Source organism: Arthrobacter sp. UYCu712 (assembly GCF_040547005.1).
Taxonomy (GTDB): Bacteria; Actinomycetota; Actinomycetes; order Actinomycetales; family Micrococcaceae; genus Arthrobacter.
Genome location: NZ_JBEPOZ010000007.1, coordinates 37264 through 51660 on the forward strand (window position 1 = coordinate 37264; position 14397 = coordinate 51660).

Below are 14397 nucleotides of genomic sequence, written 5' to 3' on the forward strand. Positions count from 1 at the left end.
CATGGATCCCGCAACAGTCATAGGACTGCTCCTCGCCTTTGGCTCCCTCATCGTTATGGTCCTCCTGGAAGGCGGCAGCCTCTCCTCACTGCTGCTGCCTGCACCCATGATCCTCGTTTTCGGGGCCACCCTGGCGATCGGGCTTGCCGGAAACACGCTCAAGGACGTCATCCAGGCGTTCAAAGCCGTCCCCGGAATGTTCATCGGGAAAACCTCGAAGCCGCAGGACAGCATCGACCAGATGGTCCGGTTCGCGGAAAAGGCGCGCAGCGAGGGCCTGCTGTCCCTCGAGGAAGAAGCCGCCAGCGTCAACGATCCTTTCCTGGCCCGGGCCCTCCAGAACATCGCCGACGGCACCGACGCCGAAGACCTCCGGATGCAAATGGAGGACGAGATAGACACCAAGGCGCGCAGCGACCACTCCAACTCCAAGTTCTTCGCGTCCCTCGGCGGCTATGCCCCCACCGTCGGCATCGTCGGCACCGTGGTGTCCCTGACCCACGTCCTGGAAAACCTGTCCAAGCCGGACGAGTTGGGGCACATGATCGCCGCCGCGTTCGTTGCCACCCTCTGGGGTCTGCTGTCCGCCAACTTCATCTGGCTTCCCTTCAGCGGCCGCCTTGCGCGGCTGTCCGAACTGGACATCGAACGGCGGACACTGCTCATGGAGGGGATGCTCGCGGTGCAGTCCGGCGCCCAGCCCCTGCTGCTGGCCGAGAGGCTCCGTTCCATGGTTCCGGAGCATCAGCTAAAGAGCCCCGGAAACGGCAAGAGCGCCGGCAAGGACCCGGACAATCTGGACAAAGCCGCGTGAGTTCCAGGCGGCGCCCGCGCAAGAAGCCGGAAGCGCACCACGTCGACGAACGCTGGATGGCCTCCTACATGGACATGGTCACGGTGCTGATGTGCCTGTTCATCGTCCTCTACGCGATGTCCACGGTGGACGCGAACAAGTTCGAGAAGCTCCGCAATTCGCTCGCCACCGGATTCGGGACAGAAGCCTCGCAGACGGTGGACACCGCCGAAGGTACTGTCGTGCCGCCGGAACTGGTCGACGCCGACCTCGAAGCCTTTGCCGCCGCGCACGCGGCCGGCCCCACAGCCCCGCCCGAGGCGATGGAGGCCGCCATGAAGGAGGTGGACCGGCTGCGTGCCCTCGAAGCGCAAATGAAGGCCGGCCTGGCAACCGCCGGGCTGAGCGAGAACGTGGAATTCCAGATCGACCAGCGGGGCCTGACGGTCAAGCTCATCGGATCCCAGACTTTCTTCAACCCTGACCGCCCCGAACTGACCGCCCGCGCGGCCCACGTCCTGCAGATCATTTCTCCGATCCTCGGCTCGGCAGCCTTGGAGATCATGGTCGAGGGCCACGCGGCCAACGGCATCACCGCATACCCGTCCACGTGGGAGCTGTCCTCGGCCCGGGCCGTCAACGTCCTGCGCTACATGGTGGACCGCGGCGGAATCGTGCCGGGAACCATCGGCGCCGTCGCCTTCGGCTCCGCCCGGCAGGTCAACGACGATTCCACCCCGGAGCTGATGGAACGGAACCGTCGGGTGGACATCGTGATCATCTCCGACCAGCCCGACGTCGTCCGCGCGCTCATTCCCGAGGCCCTCAAGCTCAGCCAGAAATAGCCGGCTTTGCCTGCGGCGGGCTGCTTACGGCGGCGGATCCCCGGCCGATAGTGCCAACCGTGAGTGTTCTGGATGAGCGGGAAGTGGTACGGGAGCGGACCGTCAGTGTCTATGACTTCCGGCGTCCCGCGACGCTCGCGCGGGAACACAGCAGGGTCCTGGAACTGGCCTTTGAAACCTTCGCCCGCCAGTGGGGCACCCAGCTGACCGCCAAAGTCCGCGTCAAGTCCGTGGTCCGGCTCGACGACGTCAGCATGGTCAGCTACGACGAATACGCGGCCTCCCTGCCCGCCGTCACGGCCATGGTTCTGTGCACCGTCGACGCCCACGATTCCAAGGTGATCGTCCAGTTCCCCGCCCCGGCCGCGCTCGGCTGGGTGAACCGCATGCTCGGCGCATCGAACGATTCGCCGATGCCGGACCGCAAATTCACCCAGATCGAACAGGCCCTCATCAAGGGGCTCATGGACGAGGCGCTCGAAGACCTCGGCTATTCCCTTGGCCCGCTCCTGAGCGAAGCCGTCCGGGTGGACACCATCCAATACAACTCCCAGTTCGCCCAGGCGGCCGCGCCCAACGAACTGATGATCGTCTCAGCCTTCACCATGAACGTCGGCGACATCAGCGCCCCCGCCACGCTCGCCGTCCCGGCCAGCATCCTGCTCGGGAGGCTCAAGAAGGTCAACCCCACGGACAACCGCGAGGATGCCTCCGCGCGCGTCAGCGCCCAGCTGGAGCGCGTGCCGGTCGAACTGTCGCTGCGGCTCTCGACGTCGTTCGTCACCCCCAGCCAGGTCCTTGGCCTGGCCGTGGGAGACGTCCTGACCTTGCCGCACCTGGAAAACCGGCCGTTCGACCTCACCCTGGACGGCACCAGGCTGGCCACCGCCGCCCCGGCCCGGAACGGATCCCGGGCGGCCGCTGTTATTGTCACAATCGAGGAGAACCACCGATGAGCATCACCCTGACCAAGCACGAATTGTCGGCGGAACGGCTCGTCGAGGAGCTGCCGAGCCCGGTGGCCCTCAAAGTTGTCGCGATGGTGCCCGCACGGGCAGCGGCCGCGTACGCCCGCCAGGCAGTCACCGCCACCTTCGTCGGCTCGGTCACCGCGGATCTCGCGCTAATGCTGAGCGACCGCACCTTCCTCGATGAAGCGGCCGGGGCCGGATCCCAGCTGGGCCACGTCTCCGTGACCGACGTGCTGCGCCCCGCGATGGAAAGCGCAAGCTCCGTCTTCGGCGCCGGCGTCCTGAGCGACCTGCGCGAATCCGATGCCTCCGGGCTGCTCTCCGACCCGGACACGGCCGTGTTCGAACTCTCCGACGGCAGCAACGCCGCGGCGTGGTTCGCGGTCCGCCTCCGGGAACACAGCACCGGGCAGGACCGCGGTGACATGTTCACCGGCGGGGACACCGTGGCTGGCCGCCTGGGCCGGATCAACAACATCGAAATGGCCCTGACCGTCGAGATCGGACGCACCAGGATGTCCGTGCGCGACGTGCTTTCCCTCGAACCGGGCAAGATCATCGAACTGGACCGCTCCGCCGGCGCCCCCGCCGACGTCCTGCTCAACGGCCGGCTGATCGCACACGGCGAGGTGGTGGTCCTGGACCAGGACTACGCCGTCCGGATCACCCGCATCCTGGACGTGGCCGAGGGGCACAGCTGAATGGACTCGCTGATCCTCGGGCTGCGGGTACTCGTGGCCCTTGGCGCGGTGCTGGGCCTCATGTGGTTCCTGCAGCGCCGGCTCGGCCAAGGCACCGGACGGCGGCGGGCTGACCGTGCGCTGACCGTGGTCAGCCGCCAGAGCGTCGGCCAGAAGGCCTCCGTGGTGGTGGTCGACGCCGCCGGCCAACGATTCCTGCTCGGCGTCACCGAGCACGCCGTCAATGTCCTGCACACAGGCGATATCCCGGTGGAAGCCGAAGACACCGCTGCCCCCGAACCGCGCCGCACCTCAGGGGACTTCGCGCGGATCCTCGCAGGCTTCGGCCCCGTCCAGGGCGGCCAGGATGGTCTCCCGGAAGGCGCGCACGACGACGTCGGGGAGGCCCGGGACGGGACACCGGACGTCGGGCACGGATCACCGGACGGTTCCGGCGACGTCGCCGGCGACGTCCCGCCGTCGCGCCGCAGCACCCTGCACCGGGATTCGCACAGCCGCGGGCCAGCCACCCGCTCCGCCACGGGACACCCGCCGATGCACGGTTCGATCCTGGCCGGCTCCACCTGGAAGCAGGCCGCTGCCGCTCTCAGGAGCGGACGCCGCAATTGATCCGCCTGCTCACCGCCCGCCCCATTTCCGCACGCCAGGCCGCTGCTGAACCTGACCGGATCCCGCTGGCCAGGCTCTTCGTGCTGGGTCTTGCCGCCGTCCTGCTCGCCGTCCTGCTGCTGTGGCTGAACGCGTCCACCGGCCACGCCGCGCCCATCGTTCCCACCCCGCCGGCGGCCCCGACGGATCCGGCAAACCCCGACAGCGGCAGCGTCAACATCGAGATCAACGGAATGGACGGCAAACCGTCCACAGCCGTGCTGACCCTGATCGGGATCACGCTGCTGTCCGTGGCCCCGGCGTTGCTGCTGATGATGACGTCCTTCACGAAGATCTTCGTGGTTTTGGCCATGACCCGCAACGCGTTGTCGCTGCCGTCCATCCCGCCCAACCAGGTTCTCGCCGGCCTGGCCCTGTTCCTCTCGGTCTTCGTGATGTGGCCCGTCATCAACGAGATGAACAACATCGGAATCCAGCCGTACCTCAACGGAACCCTGGACTTCAACGGTGCGGTCGGCGCAGCGTCCGGCCCGCTGCAGCACTTCATGCTGGCCCACACCCGCGAAGAGGACATCGCCCTGATGTCCCGCGCCGCGGGCGCGGAGAACCCGGCCACGCCGGAGTCCGTGCCGATGCAGACCCTCATCCCGGCCTTCATGATCTCCGAACTGCGGGCCGCGTTCATCATCGGATTCGTCATCTTCATCCCGTTCCTCGTGATCGACCTCGTTGTCTCCGCGGCACTGATGTCGATGGGCATGATGATGCTGCCGCCGGTGATGATCTCGCTGCCTTTCAAGATCCTGCTCTTCGTCCTCGTGGACGGCTGGGGCCTCATCATCACCGCGCTGATCCAGAGCTACGCAGGCAGCGGATGAACGCGAACGCCGTCCTGGACATCTGCCTCCAGGCCATGATCGTGGCCGCCAAACTCTCGGCCCCGGTGCTGGTGACGGCCCTCGTCGTCGGCCTGGCCATCTCGCTGCTGCAGTCCATCACCCAGCTGCAGGAAGCCACCCTGTCCTTTGTCCCGAAGGCCGCCGCCGTGGCCATCGCCCTTGTGGTCTGCGGGCACTGGATGATCTCGGAGATGGTCGCCTTCACCAACGATCTCTTCGCCAAGATCCCGTCCCTGCTCGGAGGCCTGTGAGGTGGACATTCCGATCGACCCGACGTGGCTGGAGGCGCTCCTCCTGGCCACCGTCCGGATGACGGCATTCCTGATCGTGGCACCGCCCTTCGCACACCAGGCCTTCCCGGGCCGGGTCAAGGCCATGCTCGGTCTCGGGCTGGGCCTCGCGGTGTCGCAGCGCGTGTCCAGCGGCTACGCACCCCGGGACACCGCCGGTTTTGTCACGGGCGTCGTGCTGGAACTCGTCACCGGACTGGCCCTGGGCTTCCTGGTCCTGGTGATCTTCGCCGCCATCCAGTCCGCCGGCAGCCTGATCGACCTCTTCAGCGGCTTCCAGATGGCCCAGGCGTTCGACCCCCAGATGAACGTCAACGGTGCCCAGTTCACCCGCCTCCTGCAGATGGCGGCCCTCGCGCTGCTCTTCTCCTCGGACGGTTATCAGCTCGTCATCACGGGCCTGACCGGCAGCTTCACGGCCCTGCCGCTGGCTGGCGGCATCGACCTCGCCCAGCCGGTCCAGGCGATGACGACGGCGGTCACCGGCATGTTCCTCGCCGCGGTCCAGATCGCCGGGCCGCTGATCGTGGTGCTGTTCCTCGCCGACGTCGGGCTGGGCCTGCTGACCCGTGTGGCGCCGGCCCTGAACGCCTTCTCCCTGGGCTTCCCGCTCAAGATCCTCCTGACGCTGACGCTCGCCGGCTTTATGTTCCTGGCGCTGCCCAGGCTGGTCTCCAGCCTCGCCGGCCAGGCGGCCAAGACGGTGCTGGGGGTGGGCTGATGTCGGATTCACAGGAAAAAACCGAGGAAGCCACCGAAAAGCGGATGAAGGAGGTCCGCTCCAAGGGCCAGTTGTCCCGGTCCCAGGACCTCACCGCATGGATCGGCGTCGCCGCCGCCGCGATCATGATCCCGGCCACCGTGGACCGTGCCTCCAACGCCGCGACGGACCAGCTTTTCAGCATCCGCGGCGTCGTCGCCGAGCCCGATCCGGCCAAAGCCGTCAAGGCGCTGGAGGACGGGCTCGCCGCCATTGCCGGGATCGTCGGCCCCATGCTGATCGTCGTGTTCATCGCGGTCCTGGCCGGGTCCGCGCTCCAGGGCGGCGTGCACTTCAAGAAGTTCAAGTTCGACTTCGAGAACTTCAAACTGCTCAGCGGGCTGAAGCGGTCCTTCGGCGCCCAGGCCGTCTGGGGCGGGGTGAAGGCCCTGCTGAAGGCCAGCGTGGTGGGCCTCGTCCTCTACAGCGTGGTGCAGGGGCTCATCCCCGTCCTGCTGAGCGCCGGGGGAATGCCGGTGGCCGGCGTGGTCGAGGCCGCCGCCGGCGGCATCTCCTCGCTCGTCCAGTTCGCCGTGGCCGCCGGAATCGTGCTGGCGGCCGCGGACTTCTTCGTGGTCATGCGGCGCAACCGGAAGAAAACCCGGATGTCGAAGAAGGAAGTCCAGGACGAGAACAAGAACAGCGAAGGCGACCCGCTCATCCGGTCCCAGCGCCGGGCACGGCAGATGGCGATGAGCCGGAACCGCATGATTGCCGCGATCGGGGACGCCGACGTCGTACTGGTCAACCCCACGCACGTGGCGGTGGCCCTCAAATACGAACCGGGGAAGTCGGCGCCCCGTGTGGTGGCCAAGGGAGCAGGCCATGTGGCGGCCAGGATCAGGGAAGAGGCCGAGGCGAAGAACGTGCCGATGGTCCAGGACATCCCGCTGGCCCGGGCCCTGCACGGCGCCTGCGAGCTCGGCCAGGAGATCCCGGTGGACTTCTACCGCGCGGTCGCCGGCGTCCTCGCCTTCGTGATGGCGCTCAAGTCCCGAGGCGCCGCCGCCGGGATGCACCGGATGAGCAGCGTGGCTCCTGCCGTCGGAAGCTCGCTGGGCAGCCCCGCATGAACACTTTTCGAACCAGCGTCTGTGAAAGGACCGCACCATGAACAACAGGCTCGCCCGACTGTCAGTGCCTATCGGCATTGTGGGCATTGTGCTGCTGCTGGTTGTTCCGGTGCCCCCGCCGCTGCTGGACTTCCTCATTGTCTGCAACATCCTGCTGGCACTCCTGGTCCTGCTGACCAGCATGTTCGTGAAGAAGCCGCTGGACTTCTCCGTCTTCCCATCGCTGCTGCTCGTCGCCACCCTGTTCCGGCTGGGCCTCAACGTCGCCTCCACCCGACTGGTGCTGGGGGAGGCGTACGCCGGACAGGTCATCGAAGCCTTCGGCAAGGTGACAGTCGGCGGGTCCATGATCATCGGCGCCGTGGTGTTCCTGATCCTCGTGGTCATCCAGTTCGTGGTGGTCACCAAGGGCGCGGAGCGCGTCGCGGAAGTCGGCGCCCGCTTCACGCTCGACGCCATGCCCGGCAAACAGATGGCGATCGACGCCGACCTCAATGCAGGACTCATCACCGACACCCAGGCGCGTGAGCGGCGCGCCGAGGTCTCGGCCGAGGCCGACTTCTACGGCGCCATGGACGGTGCCTCGAAATTCGTCAAGGGCGACGCGATCGCCGGCCTCATCATCATCATCATCAACTTCGTCGGTGGCATTGCCATCGGCATGCTGCAGCGCGGCATGGAGATCGGCGACGCCGTCAGCACCTACGGCATCCTGACCATGGGCGACGGGCTCGTCACCCAGATCCCGGCACTGCTCATGGCCGTGTCCACCGGCATGATCGTGACCCGCTCGAACGCGGAATCGGACATGGGACGCACGGCGTCCACCCAGCTCCTGCAGTCGCCCAGCGCGCTCATGATCGCCGGCGTCGCCGCGATCGCCATGGCACTGATCCCCGGCATGCCGCCGCTGCCGTTCATCCTCGTCGGCGCCGGGCTGCTCTTCGCGGCCCGCAGGATCGCCGCCAGGCAGCAGCGGGAGGAGACCACCCGCGACGCCGAGGCCACTGCGCTCAGCTTCCCGGAAATGGATCCGAACGAGAAGCTGCTCGAGGACATGCGCATCCACCCCGTCGAGATCCTGCTGGCACCGGACCTGGTGGACATGGTCTCCGGCGCCTCGGACGACCTGCTGGCCCGGGTCCGGTCACTGCGGCACAAGATCGCCATGGAGCTGGGACTTGTGATCCCGCCGGTCCGCACGAGGGACAGCGTGGACCTGCCGTTGTCCAGCTACTCCATCCGGATCGCCGGTGTGGAGGCCGGCCGCGGCACCGCCCCGACCGGACAGATGCTGGCCCTGGGCGACAACCTCGACTCGCTCCCCGGTGCAGCGATGATCGAACCCGTCTTCGGCCTGGCAGGGAAATGGATCCCGGGGGAGATGCGCCACAACGCCGAGATGACCGGCGCCACCGTCATTGACCGGGTCTCCGTCCTAGTGACCCACCTGTCCTCGATCGTGACGGCAAACGCCGCACGGCTGCTCTCCCGCGAGGATGTCCGTGTGCTGACCGAGGGCGTGCGGAAGCAGAGCCCCTCCGCCGTCGACGAGCTCACCCCGGCGCTGCTGTCCCTGGCCGAACTGCAGCGTGTGCTGCAGGGGCTGCTGGATGAGCAGGTGCCGATCAACGACCTCGCCCGGATCTACGAGGCGCTCACGCTCCGCGCCAAGGTCTCCACGGACCCGGAGTCGCTGGTGGAATCCGCCCGCCAGGCCCTCGGCCCGGCGTTGACGGCCAAGTTCATGGACGGCCCCGTGCTCAACGTGATCATGATCGACCCGCTCCTGGAGCAGTCCATGCTCGAGGACATGCGGCCGGCCGAGGGCGGCAGCCAGATCGTCATGGGCCAGGACCGGCTCGACGCCGTGCTCCGCTCGGTTGCGTCCGCCGTCGACTCGGCAGCCGCCGCCAACCGCCAGGCCGTGCTGGTGTGCGCCCCGGCCCTCCGCCCCGCGATCCGCCGGCTCGTGGGCGCCCATGCCGGTTCGGTGCCCGTCCTGTCCTACCGCGAGGTCACCGCAGCCAACATCCGGATCGAGACAGTAGGAGTCGTACGCCATGCCGAACCGCTATCGGCTTAAGGGAGCCTCGCTGGACGAGATCCGCCGCAAGGCCGAACTCCAGCACGGCCCCGCAGCCCGCATCGTTTCCGCGGAACGCGTCATCAGCCCGGGGATCGCCGGCCTTTTCGCCGGCGACCGGTACGAGGCGATTGTCGAGGTGCTGACCAGCCACGAGGTTGTCACGGGGGAGGTGGTTCCGGACCCGGACATCCTCGAAGAGGGGGACGCGACAGCCGGAAGCATCAGTGCCGGAAGTATCAGTGCCGGCCGCAAGGGTGCGGGGACGCCGGTCGCTCCCGCCCACCACCTGCAGGGCGCCGCCATCGCGGCGCTGCTGGAGGAGGCCGATGCGGCCGAACTGAACCTGCACCGTCCGGGACGCACCGGCGTGTCCACCGAGTCGCCGGACTTCGCCGAACTGCTCGAGCAGCTCGGCGCCGGGCTGCGCGCACCGGCCACCGACGCCTCCTCCCTTCCCGGCAAAGCCGACCCCGGCTCGGCGGACGAGCCGGGGTCGCGTCGACCCGCTTCCGAAGACAGCCCGAAAGCGGCACCGCCGCGGCCCCGGGAATCTGTTCCGGCCCCCCTGACCGGCGTCGGGGACCTGGTGGTCCTGGTCGGACTGGGCGAAGACGCACTGGACGCCGCCCTGGCGATGTCCACGGCTGCAGGAGGCGCGGATGTGCGGACGGCCGGGAAGCTGTCCGCCTACGGTCATCTGCACGTGGACGGCCGGCAAAGCGCGACGGCGGCCCGGGCCCATGCGGTGCTCACGGACCAGACCGTCCTGGTTGCCTTTGGGCTCGGAAAGGCCCGCGACGCCCTCGCACGGTTGCCGTCCATTGCCGCAATCTCCGCCGACCAGCTCTGGGTGGTGGTGGACGCCGGACGCAAGCACGTGGACACGGCGCGCTGGGTCGGTGTGCTCGCCTCCCAGCTCACCGTCACTGCCGTCGCCGTCGTCGGGGCCGCGGAAACCGGCACGCCCGAGACCGTCCACGGGCTGGGGCTGCCTGTCGGCTGGATCGACTCCAGCCACGCCAAGGCCGTGAGTCTCTAGGATGCGGGAAGCCAAGCCGCGCCCGGTGCCCGGAATCGTCCGCAGGCCCGCTCAGCGAAGGGTACATTGAGAAGATGCTGGTACTTACACGCAAGCCGGGCGAACAGGTCATGATCGGCGACGGCATCGTCATCACGGTCCTGGAAGGCCGCGGCGACGGTGTTCGGATAGGCATCGAGGCGCCCCGCGGAGTCCCGATCCAGCGCAGGGAAGTCATCGAGGCTATCGCAGCCGCAAACCTTGCTGCCGCCGAGGCCGGTGCCGATGCCGGTCAGGGCACCGAGGACGCCCTGCGCGGACTGGTGCCACCTGCACCCCCGGCCAGCGCCGGCTGACGGTTCCGCACGGCGGGATCACTCGCCGTCGCCGCCCAGGTACTGGGCCAGGAGGGGCTGCCTGGTCCGCCGGGTTATGGCCAGCGCGCGTTCGATGTTCGCGGCGGTCGTAAGGTGTTCAAGGATTTCCGCAGTATCCGTCCCCGGTGCTGTCCCGGACGCCCCTTCCCGGGAGGCGCCGGAGGAGCCCGGCGGGGTCAGCTTGCGCAGGGTCTCGTCGGCGGCGCGGGCGGCATCGCCGAGCTGGCGGAGCAAATCCTTCAGACCCACCAGGTGCTCCCGCAGGACCTCCGGCCAAGACGCGGCCGGAGCCCCGGCGATCAGTTCGGGAAGTGTGGCCTGGGCAGGCAGGCCCCACTCCGCCGCCACGGCCGCGGATTCGACACTCCGGGCCAGCGCTTCAAAGCGCAGCCGGTCAAGGACACCTTCCACCTCGGAAGCGGTGAAACTCAGCCACTGCACGTTCCCGGCCCGGACGTGCAGCCGTTGGGTTTCGAGCCTGAACAAGAGCAGTTCCAGCTGACGGCGCTCCTGCCAGAGAGCTGCCGAAAGATCACCTGCACCCATGTGCCCCATCCCGTTGCCACCCGGCCCGAAATACCGTTACCGCAGTTTCAGCCAAGCTTTTTCCTGAGGGTACACGCAGATCGATCCCGAGGTGATAAGTTTCCTCCGTGGGTGCTGCGCCCGGGCATCGAACACCGCCTCCCTTGGGGGAGTGAGGGACCGTTTGCGGGTGCGGCTCTCGGTGTTTTTAGGCTCCGGATCCGGTCTCATGGGGGGACACACTGTTGAATCGCGTGGAACGCAACGAGATGGTCACGCAGCACCTTCCGCTGGTGGGCTACCTCGTCTCAGATTTGTGCTCTAAAGCGTCGCACCTGTCCCGCGACGACCTGGCGTCAGCGGGCGCCGTCGCCTTGATCACCTCGGCCGATTCCTTCGACCCGGATCTTGGTGTGCCCTTCGGAGCCTTTGCCCGCCGGCGGATCCTCGGTGCGTTCGCGGACGAGATGCGTGCGAGCGACTGGGCGACGCGCTCAGCGCGGCGGCGGATCAAGGAAACCATGTCGGTGCAGGAAACCCTGGCGGCCGCCCTCGGCCGTACGCCCACAGTCGATGAAATCGCTTCCGCCCTGGGCGTGCAGCAGAGCGTCGTCGAGGCAGCACTGGCCGATGCCTCCCGCACCCTCACGCCCCTCGATGACGCCGTCGTCGACACGCTGGCGGCCGAGACACTGTCCCCCGAACACTCTGTGCTCGCCGACGAAAGGCTGCAGTACCTCCGCGCAGCCGTGAAGTCGCTCCCGGCACGGATGCGCTATGTGGTCGAGGAGATCTATTTCGGGGACCGGACGGTCAAGGAACTCGCGGCGGAACTCGGCTCCACACACGCGGCCGTATCCCAGCAGCGTTCCGAGGCCATTCGGCTCATGCGGGACGGCCTGACAGCGCATTACGCGGACAATCCTGAGCAAAAATTCGAGCCGCAGTCCCGCATCGCTCCGCGGCGCCGGAATGACTACTTGTCCCAGCTGGCCGAGGTCACAACGGGCGGTATCACCCGGGCGATCTTCCCGCAGGTGCCGATCCTGAACGAGGCGGTCTGAGGTCCCCGCGGACCGTTAGTAAGCCGACTTAGTAAGCTGACCGAGAAATTCCCGCGGCACGGTCGCCCGCCTGCGCCCTCTGCGGTAGCGTCGGAAGCATCGCACCTAACGGTATTCGGACCTACTCAGGAGGACGCATGAAAGCTTCACCCACCCTCACAGCCAACTGCCAGGCAGTGCTCGCGGACCTGATCGAACTTCATGTCCAGGGCAAGCAGGCGCACTGGAACATCGTGGGGACGAACTTCCGGGACCTGCACCTTCAGCTGGACGAGATCATCGACATTGCCCGCACCTTCGCGGACGACATGGCCGAGCGGATGCGGGCCCTGCACGCCCTTCCGGACGGCCGCAGCTCTACGGTATCCAAGTCCACGTCCCTTGCGGAGTTCCCGGCCGGCCTGATCAACACCAAGGACGCCATCGAGAAAATCGTCGCGGCCCTCGAGGCTGCCGTCGGCACCATGCGGAAGGTCCATGACGAAGTGGACGAAGAGGACCCTACGACGGCGGACCTGCTGCACGAGTTCATCGCCAAGTTCGAGCAGTACGCATGGATGGTGAACGCGGAGACCATGAAGGCCACGGCAAGCGTCACCACACCGGAAGCCAAGAAGTAGCAGTCCGCACACCGGACCGCAGTCCAGGCGCCCGGCGCCGGGTTCATCCCGGCGTCGGGCGCCTGGCTTTTAAGCCTCGGCATCCACACCCGTCAGTGAGCACGCCCGGGCCGCTATTTGGCGGTCGGGACCTTCCGGAGGACGACGGCGGCCAGGACTGAGGCGGCAGCCATCAGGACCAGTGCGATGGCGGCCGTGATGTGCACGCCCGAATCGAAGGCGGTACGCGCGGCTGCGGTTACCGCGTCCGCGAGCGGGCCGGGAAGGGCTTGGGCGAGATCGACGGCTCCGGCGAGTGTCTCCCCGGCCTGGGCCACGGCATCCGCGGGTGCCGTCTCCGCGACGCCGCCGGGGAGCCGGAGGTTGCCCTGGTAGGAAGCGGTCAGAATGGAGCCGAGGATGGCCGTGCCCAGCAGTGAACCCACCTCATAACCGGTCTCGGAGATGGCTGCCGCAGCACCGGACTTCTCCGCCGGCGCCGCACCGAGGATCAGGTCATTGGAGATGGTTTCCGCCGCGCCGACGCCCAGGCAGAGGACCAGCAGGGCCGCCAGCAGAACCGCCGGGCCGTTGCTGTGGTCGCCGAAAGCCACCAGGAAATAGCCCGCGGCGCTCAGCAGCAGGCCGCCGGCCACCACGAAGCCCGGCCGGACCTTGCGCACCAGCGGCACCACGAGCAGGCCGGCAACGACTGTGGCGATCAAGGCAGGGACCATCGCGACGCCCGATTCCGACGGCGACTGGCCCTCCAGCAGCTGCAGGTGCTGGGCCAGGAAGAGGATGAAGCCGTTGAAGGAGAACAGCGCCAGGACGTTCGCCGTGATGGCCGTGCTGAAGACACGGTTGCCGAAGAGGCTGACATCCAGCAGCGGGGCGGACGTGCCCCCGAGCTGCTGACCGCGCAGCAGGGCACGCTGCCTGCGGATGAAGACGTAGCCCATGAGCAGGCCGAAACCGATGGCCGCCAGCGGCGCCACGGCAACGCCGTGAGTAGCCAGGTCCTTGATGCCGTAGACCACCGGGACCATGACCAGCAGGGACAGGACAATGCTGGGCACGTCCACCCGGCCGGGATTCGGGTCCCGTGATTCCGGGATCAGCACGGGACCGAGCGCGAGTAGCGGCAGGATGATCGGCACGGCAACCAGCAGGATGGCGCCCCACCAGAAGTGCTCCACGAGCCAGCCGCCGAAGATCGGGCCCAGGGCGGCGCCGCCGGAGAAGCCCGCGGCCCAGATGGCCACGGCGAGCCGCCGCCGGTTCGGTTCGGGGAAAATGTTGCGGATCAGGGACAGCGTGGACGGCATCAGCATGGCCCCGAAAAATCCCAGCCCGGCCCGTCCGGCGATCAGCCATTCGGCGCTGGGCGCGAAGGCGGTGACGGCCGAGACAGCCGCGAAGCCCGTGCTGCCGATGAAAAGAAGCCGGCGGCGGCCGATCCTGTCGCCCAGGCTGCCCATAGCCACCAGCAGCCCGGCGAGCACCAGGGGATAGGCATCGACAATCCACAGCAGCTCGACTCCCGAGGCGTCGAGGCCGCGGGCGATCGCCGGCAGCGCAAAAGTGAGCGCCGTGTTGTCCACCGCGACCAGCAATACGGGGAACATCAGCAGGGACAGTGCCAGCCAGTCGCGCCACGCCGCCCGCGGGGCGGATGCCGGCGTTGTGCTGGTGGCTGCAGGAATCGATGTAGTCCTCATAACTGATAACTATACCGTCCAGACGGTACAGTTAAGAAATTCCGGGCAGGGCAGGCATGATGG

The 14397-nt window shown here is 67.7% G+C and carries 16 protein-coding genes; 14 read left to right on the forward strand and 2 right to left on the reverse strand.

Features of this window, described 5'->3' with window-relative positions:
• The first annotated feature begins 1 nt into the window (after position 1).
• The 12 genes from ABIB51_RS09020 (at position 2) to ABIB51_RS09075 (ending at position 10404) form a co-directional block, all read left to right on the forward strand.
• The gene (locus ABIB51_RS09020) at positions 2-814 is read left to right on the forward strand and encodes a motility protein A (RefSeq protein ID WP_354187595.1); all 813 of its coding nucleotides are present in this window, start codon (positions 2-4) and stop codon (positions 812-814) included.
• A complete protein-coding gene (locus ABIB51_RS09025; protein WP_354187597.1) occupies positions 811-1638 on the forward strand; it encodes an OmpA/MotB family protein in 828 nt (275 codons plus the stop codon). The genes ABIB51_RS09020 and ABIB51_RS09025 overlap by 4 nt, the downstream gene beginning before the upstream one ends.
• 59 nt (positions 1639-1697) lie before the next feature.
• A complete protein-coding gene (locus ABIB51_RS09030; RefSeq protein ID WP_354187599.1) occupies positions 1698-2594 on the forward strand; it encodes a flagellar motor switch protein FliM in 897 nt (298 codons plus the stop codon).
• Complete coding sequence (fliN, locus tag ABIB51_RS09035) at positions 2591-3310, forward strand: flagellar motor switch protein FliN (protein ID WP_354187601.1); 720 nt, start codon at positions 2591-2593, stop codon at positions 3308-3310. Before ABIB51_RS09030 ends, fliN begins: the two co-directional genes overlap by 4 nt.
• Positions 3311-3919: a flagellar biosynthetic protein FliO gene (gene fliO / locus ABIB51_RS09040; protein WP_354187603.1), complete on the forward strand. Its 609-nt coding sequence runs from the start codon at positions 3311-3313 to the stop codon at positions 3917-3919.
• A gap of 5 nt (positions 3920-3924) precedes the next feature.
• Complete coding sequence (fliP, locus tag ABIB51_RS09045; RefSeq protein ID WP_502916100.1) at positions 3925-4797, forward strand: flagellar type III secretion system pore protein FliP; 873 nt, start codon at positions 3925-3927, stop codon at positions 4795-4797.
• Positions 4794-5069 carry a flagellar biosynthesis protein FliQ gene (gene fliQ / locus ABIB51_RS09050; RefSeq protein WP_354187605.1) on the forward strand — a complete coding sequence of 92 codons (276 nt, stop codon included), beginning with the start codon at positions 4794-4796 and terminating at the stop codon, positions 5067-5069. Before fliP ends, fliQ begins: the two co-directional genes overlap by 4 nt.
• Position 5070: 1 nt before the next feature.
• Complete coding sequence (locus ABIB51_RS09055) at positions 5071-5829, forward strand: flagellar biosynthetic protein FliR (protein ID WP_354187607.1); 759 nt, start codon at positions 5071-5073, stop codon at positions 5827-5829.
• Entirely contained in the window at positions 5829-6941 is a 1113-nt protein-coding gene (locus tag ABIB51_RS09060) for an EscU/YscU/HrcU family type III secretion system export apparatus switch protein (protein ID WP_354187609.1), read from the forward strand. Before ABIB51_RS09055 ends, ABIB51_RS09060 begins: the two co-directional genes overlap by 1 nt.
• 37 nt (positions 6942-6978) lie before the next feature.
• On the forward strand, positions 6979-9027 hold the full coding sequence (locus ABIB51_RS09065) for a flagellar biosynthesis protein FlhA (RefSeq protein WP_354187611.1): 2049 nt from the start codon (positions 6979-6981) through the stop codon (positions 9025-9027).
• Entirely contained in the window at positions 9005-10069 is a 1065-nt protein-coding gene (locus tag ABIB51_RS09070) for a hypothetical protein (RefSeq protein ID WP_354187613.1), read from the forward strand. Before ABIB51_RS09065 ends, ABIB51_RS09070 begins: the two co-directional genes overlap by 23 nt.
• Before the next feature lie 74 nt (positions 10070-10143).
• Entirely contained in the window at positions 10144-10404 is a 261-nt protein-coding gene (locus ABIB51_RS09075; RefSeq protein WP_354187615.1) for a carbon storage regulator, read from the forward strand.
• A gap of 18 nt (positions 10405-10422) precedes the next feature.
• Here the strand turns inward: ABIB51_RS09075 and ABIB51_RS09080 are convergent, their stop codons facing one another.
• On the reverse strand, positions 10423-10971 hold the full coding sequence (locus ABIB51_RS09080) for a flagellar protein FlgN (protein ID WP_354187617.1): 549 nt from the start codon (positions 10969-10971) through the stop codon (positions 10423-10425).
• A gap of 224 nt (positions 10972-11195) precedes the next feature.
• On the opposite strand from ABIB51_RS09080, the gene ABIB51_RS09085 reads away from it, so the two are divergent.
• Complete coding sequence (locus tag ABIB51_RS09085) at positions 11196-12014, forward strand: sigma-70 family RNA polymerase sigma factor (RefSeq protein ID WP_502916097.1); 819 nt, start codon at positions 11196-11198, stop codon at positions 12012-12014.
• Positions 12015-12151: 137 nt separating this feature from the next.
• Complete coding sequence (locus tag ABIB51_RS09090) at positions 12152-12634, forward strand: Dps family protein (protein ID WP_354187621.1); 483 nt, start codon at positions 12152-12154, stop codon at positions 12632-12634.
• Between the two features lie 113 nt (positions 12635-12747).
• Here the strand turns inward: ABIB51_RS09090 and ABIB51_RS09095 are convergent, their stop codons facing one another.
• Positions 12748-14334 carry an MFS transporter gene (locus ABIB51_RS09095; RefSeq protein ID WP_354187622.1) on the reverse strand — a complete coding sequence of 529 codons (1587 nt, stop codon included), beginning with the start codon at positions 14332-14334 and terminating at the stop codon, positions 12748-12750.
• Positions 14335-14397 lie beyond the last annotated feature (63 nt).

Excerpts from the sequence above, each read along its gene's own strand:
- ABIB51_RS09020 (WP_354187595.1), top strand. The coding sequence starts at position 2 with ATGGATCCCGCAACAGTCATAGGACTGCTCCTCGCCTTTGGCTCCCTC.
- fliN (WP_354187601.1), top strand. The coding sequence starts at position 2,591 with ATGAGCATCACCCTGACCAAGCACGAATTGTCGGCGGAACGGCTCGTC.
- fliO (WP_354187603.1), top strand. The coding sequence starts at position 3,311 with ATGGACTCGCTGATCCTCGGGCTGCGGGTACTCGTGGCCCTTGGCGCG.
- fliQ (WP_354187605.1), top strand. The coding sequence starts at position 4,794 with ATGAACGCGAACGCCGTCCTGGACATCTGCCTCCAGGCCATGATCGTG.
- ABIB51_RS09060 (WP_354187609.1), top strand. The coding sequence starts at position 5,829 with ATGTCGGATTCACAGGAAAAAACCGAGGAAGCCACCGAAAAGCGGATG.
- ABIB51_RS09065 (WP_354187611.1), top strand. The coding sequence starts at position 6,979 with ATGAACAACAGGCTCGCCCGACTGTCAGTGCCTATCGGCATTGTGGGC.
- ABIB51_RS09070 (WP_354187613.1), top strand. The coding sequence starts at position 9,005 with ATGCCGAACCGCTATCGGCTTAAGGGAGCCTCGCTGGACGAGATCCGC.
- ABIB51_RS09075 (WP_354187615.1), top strand. The coding sequence starts at position 10,144 with ATGCTGGTACTTACACGCAAGCCGGGCGAACAGGTCATGATCGGCGAC.
- ABIB51_RS09080 (WP_354187617.1), bottom strand. The coding sequence starts at position 10,971 with ATGGGTGCAGGTGATCTTTCGGCAGCTCTCTGGCAGGAGCGCCGTCAG.
- ABIB51_RS09090 (WP_354187621.1), top strand. The coding sequence starts at position 12,152 with ATGAAAGCTTCACCCACCCTCACAGCCAACTGCCAGGCAGTGCTCGCG.
- ABIB51_RS09095 (WP_354187622.1), bottom strand. The coding sequence starts at position 14,334 with ATGAGGACTACATCGATTCCTGCAGCCACCAGCACAACGCCGGCATCC.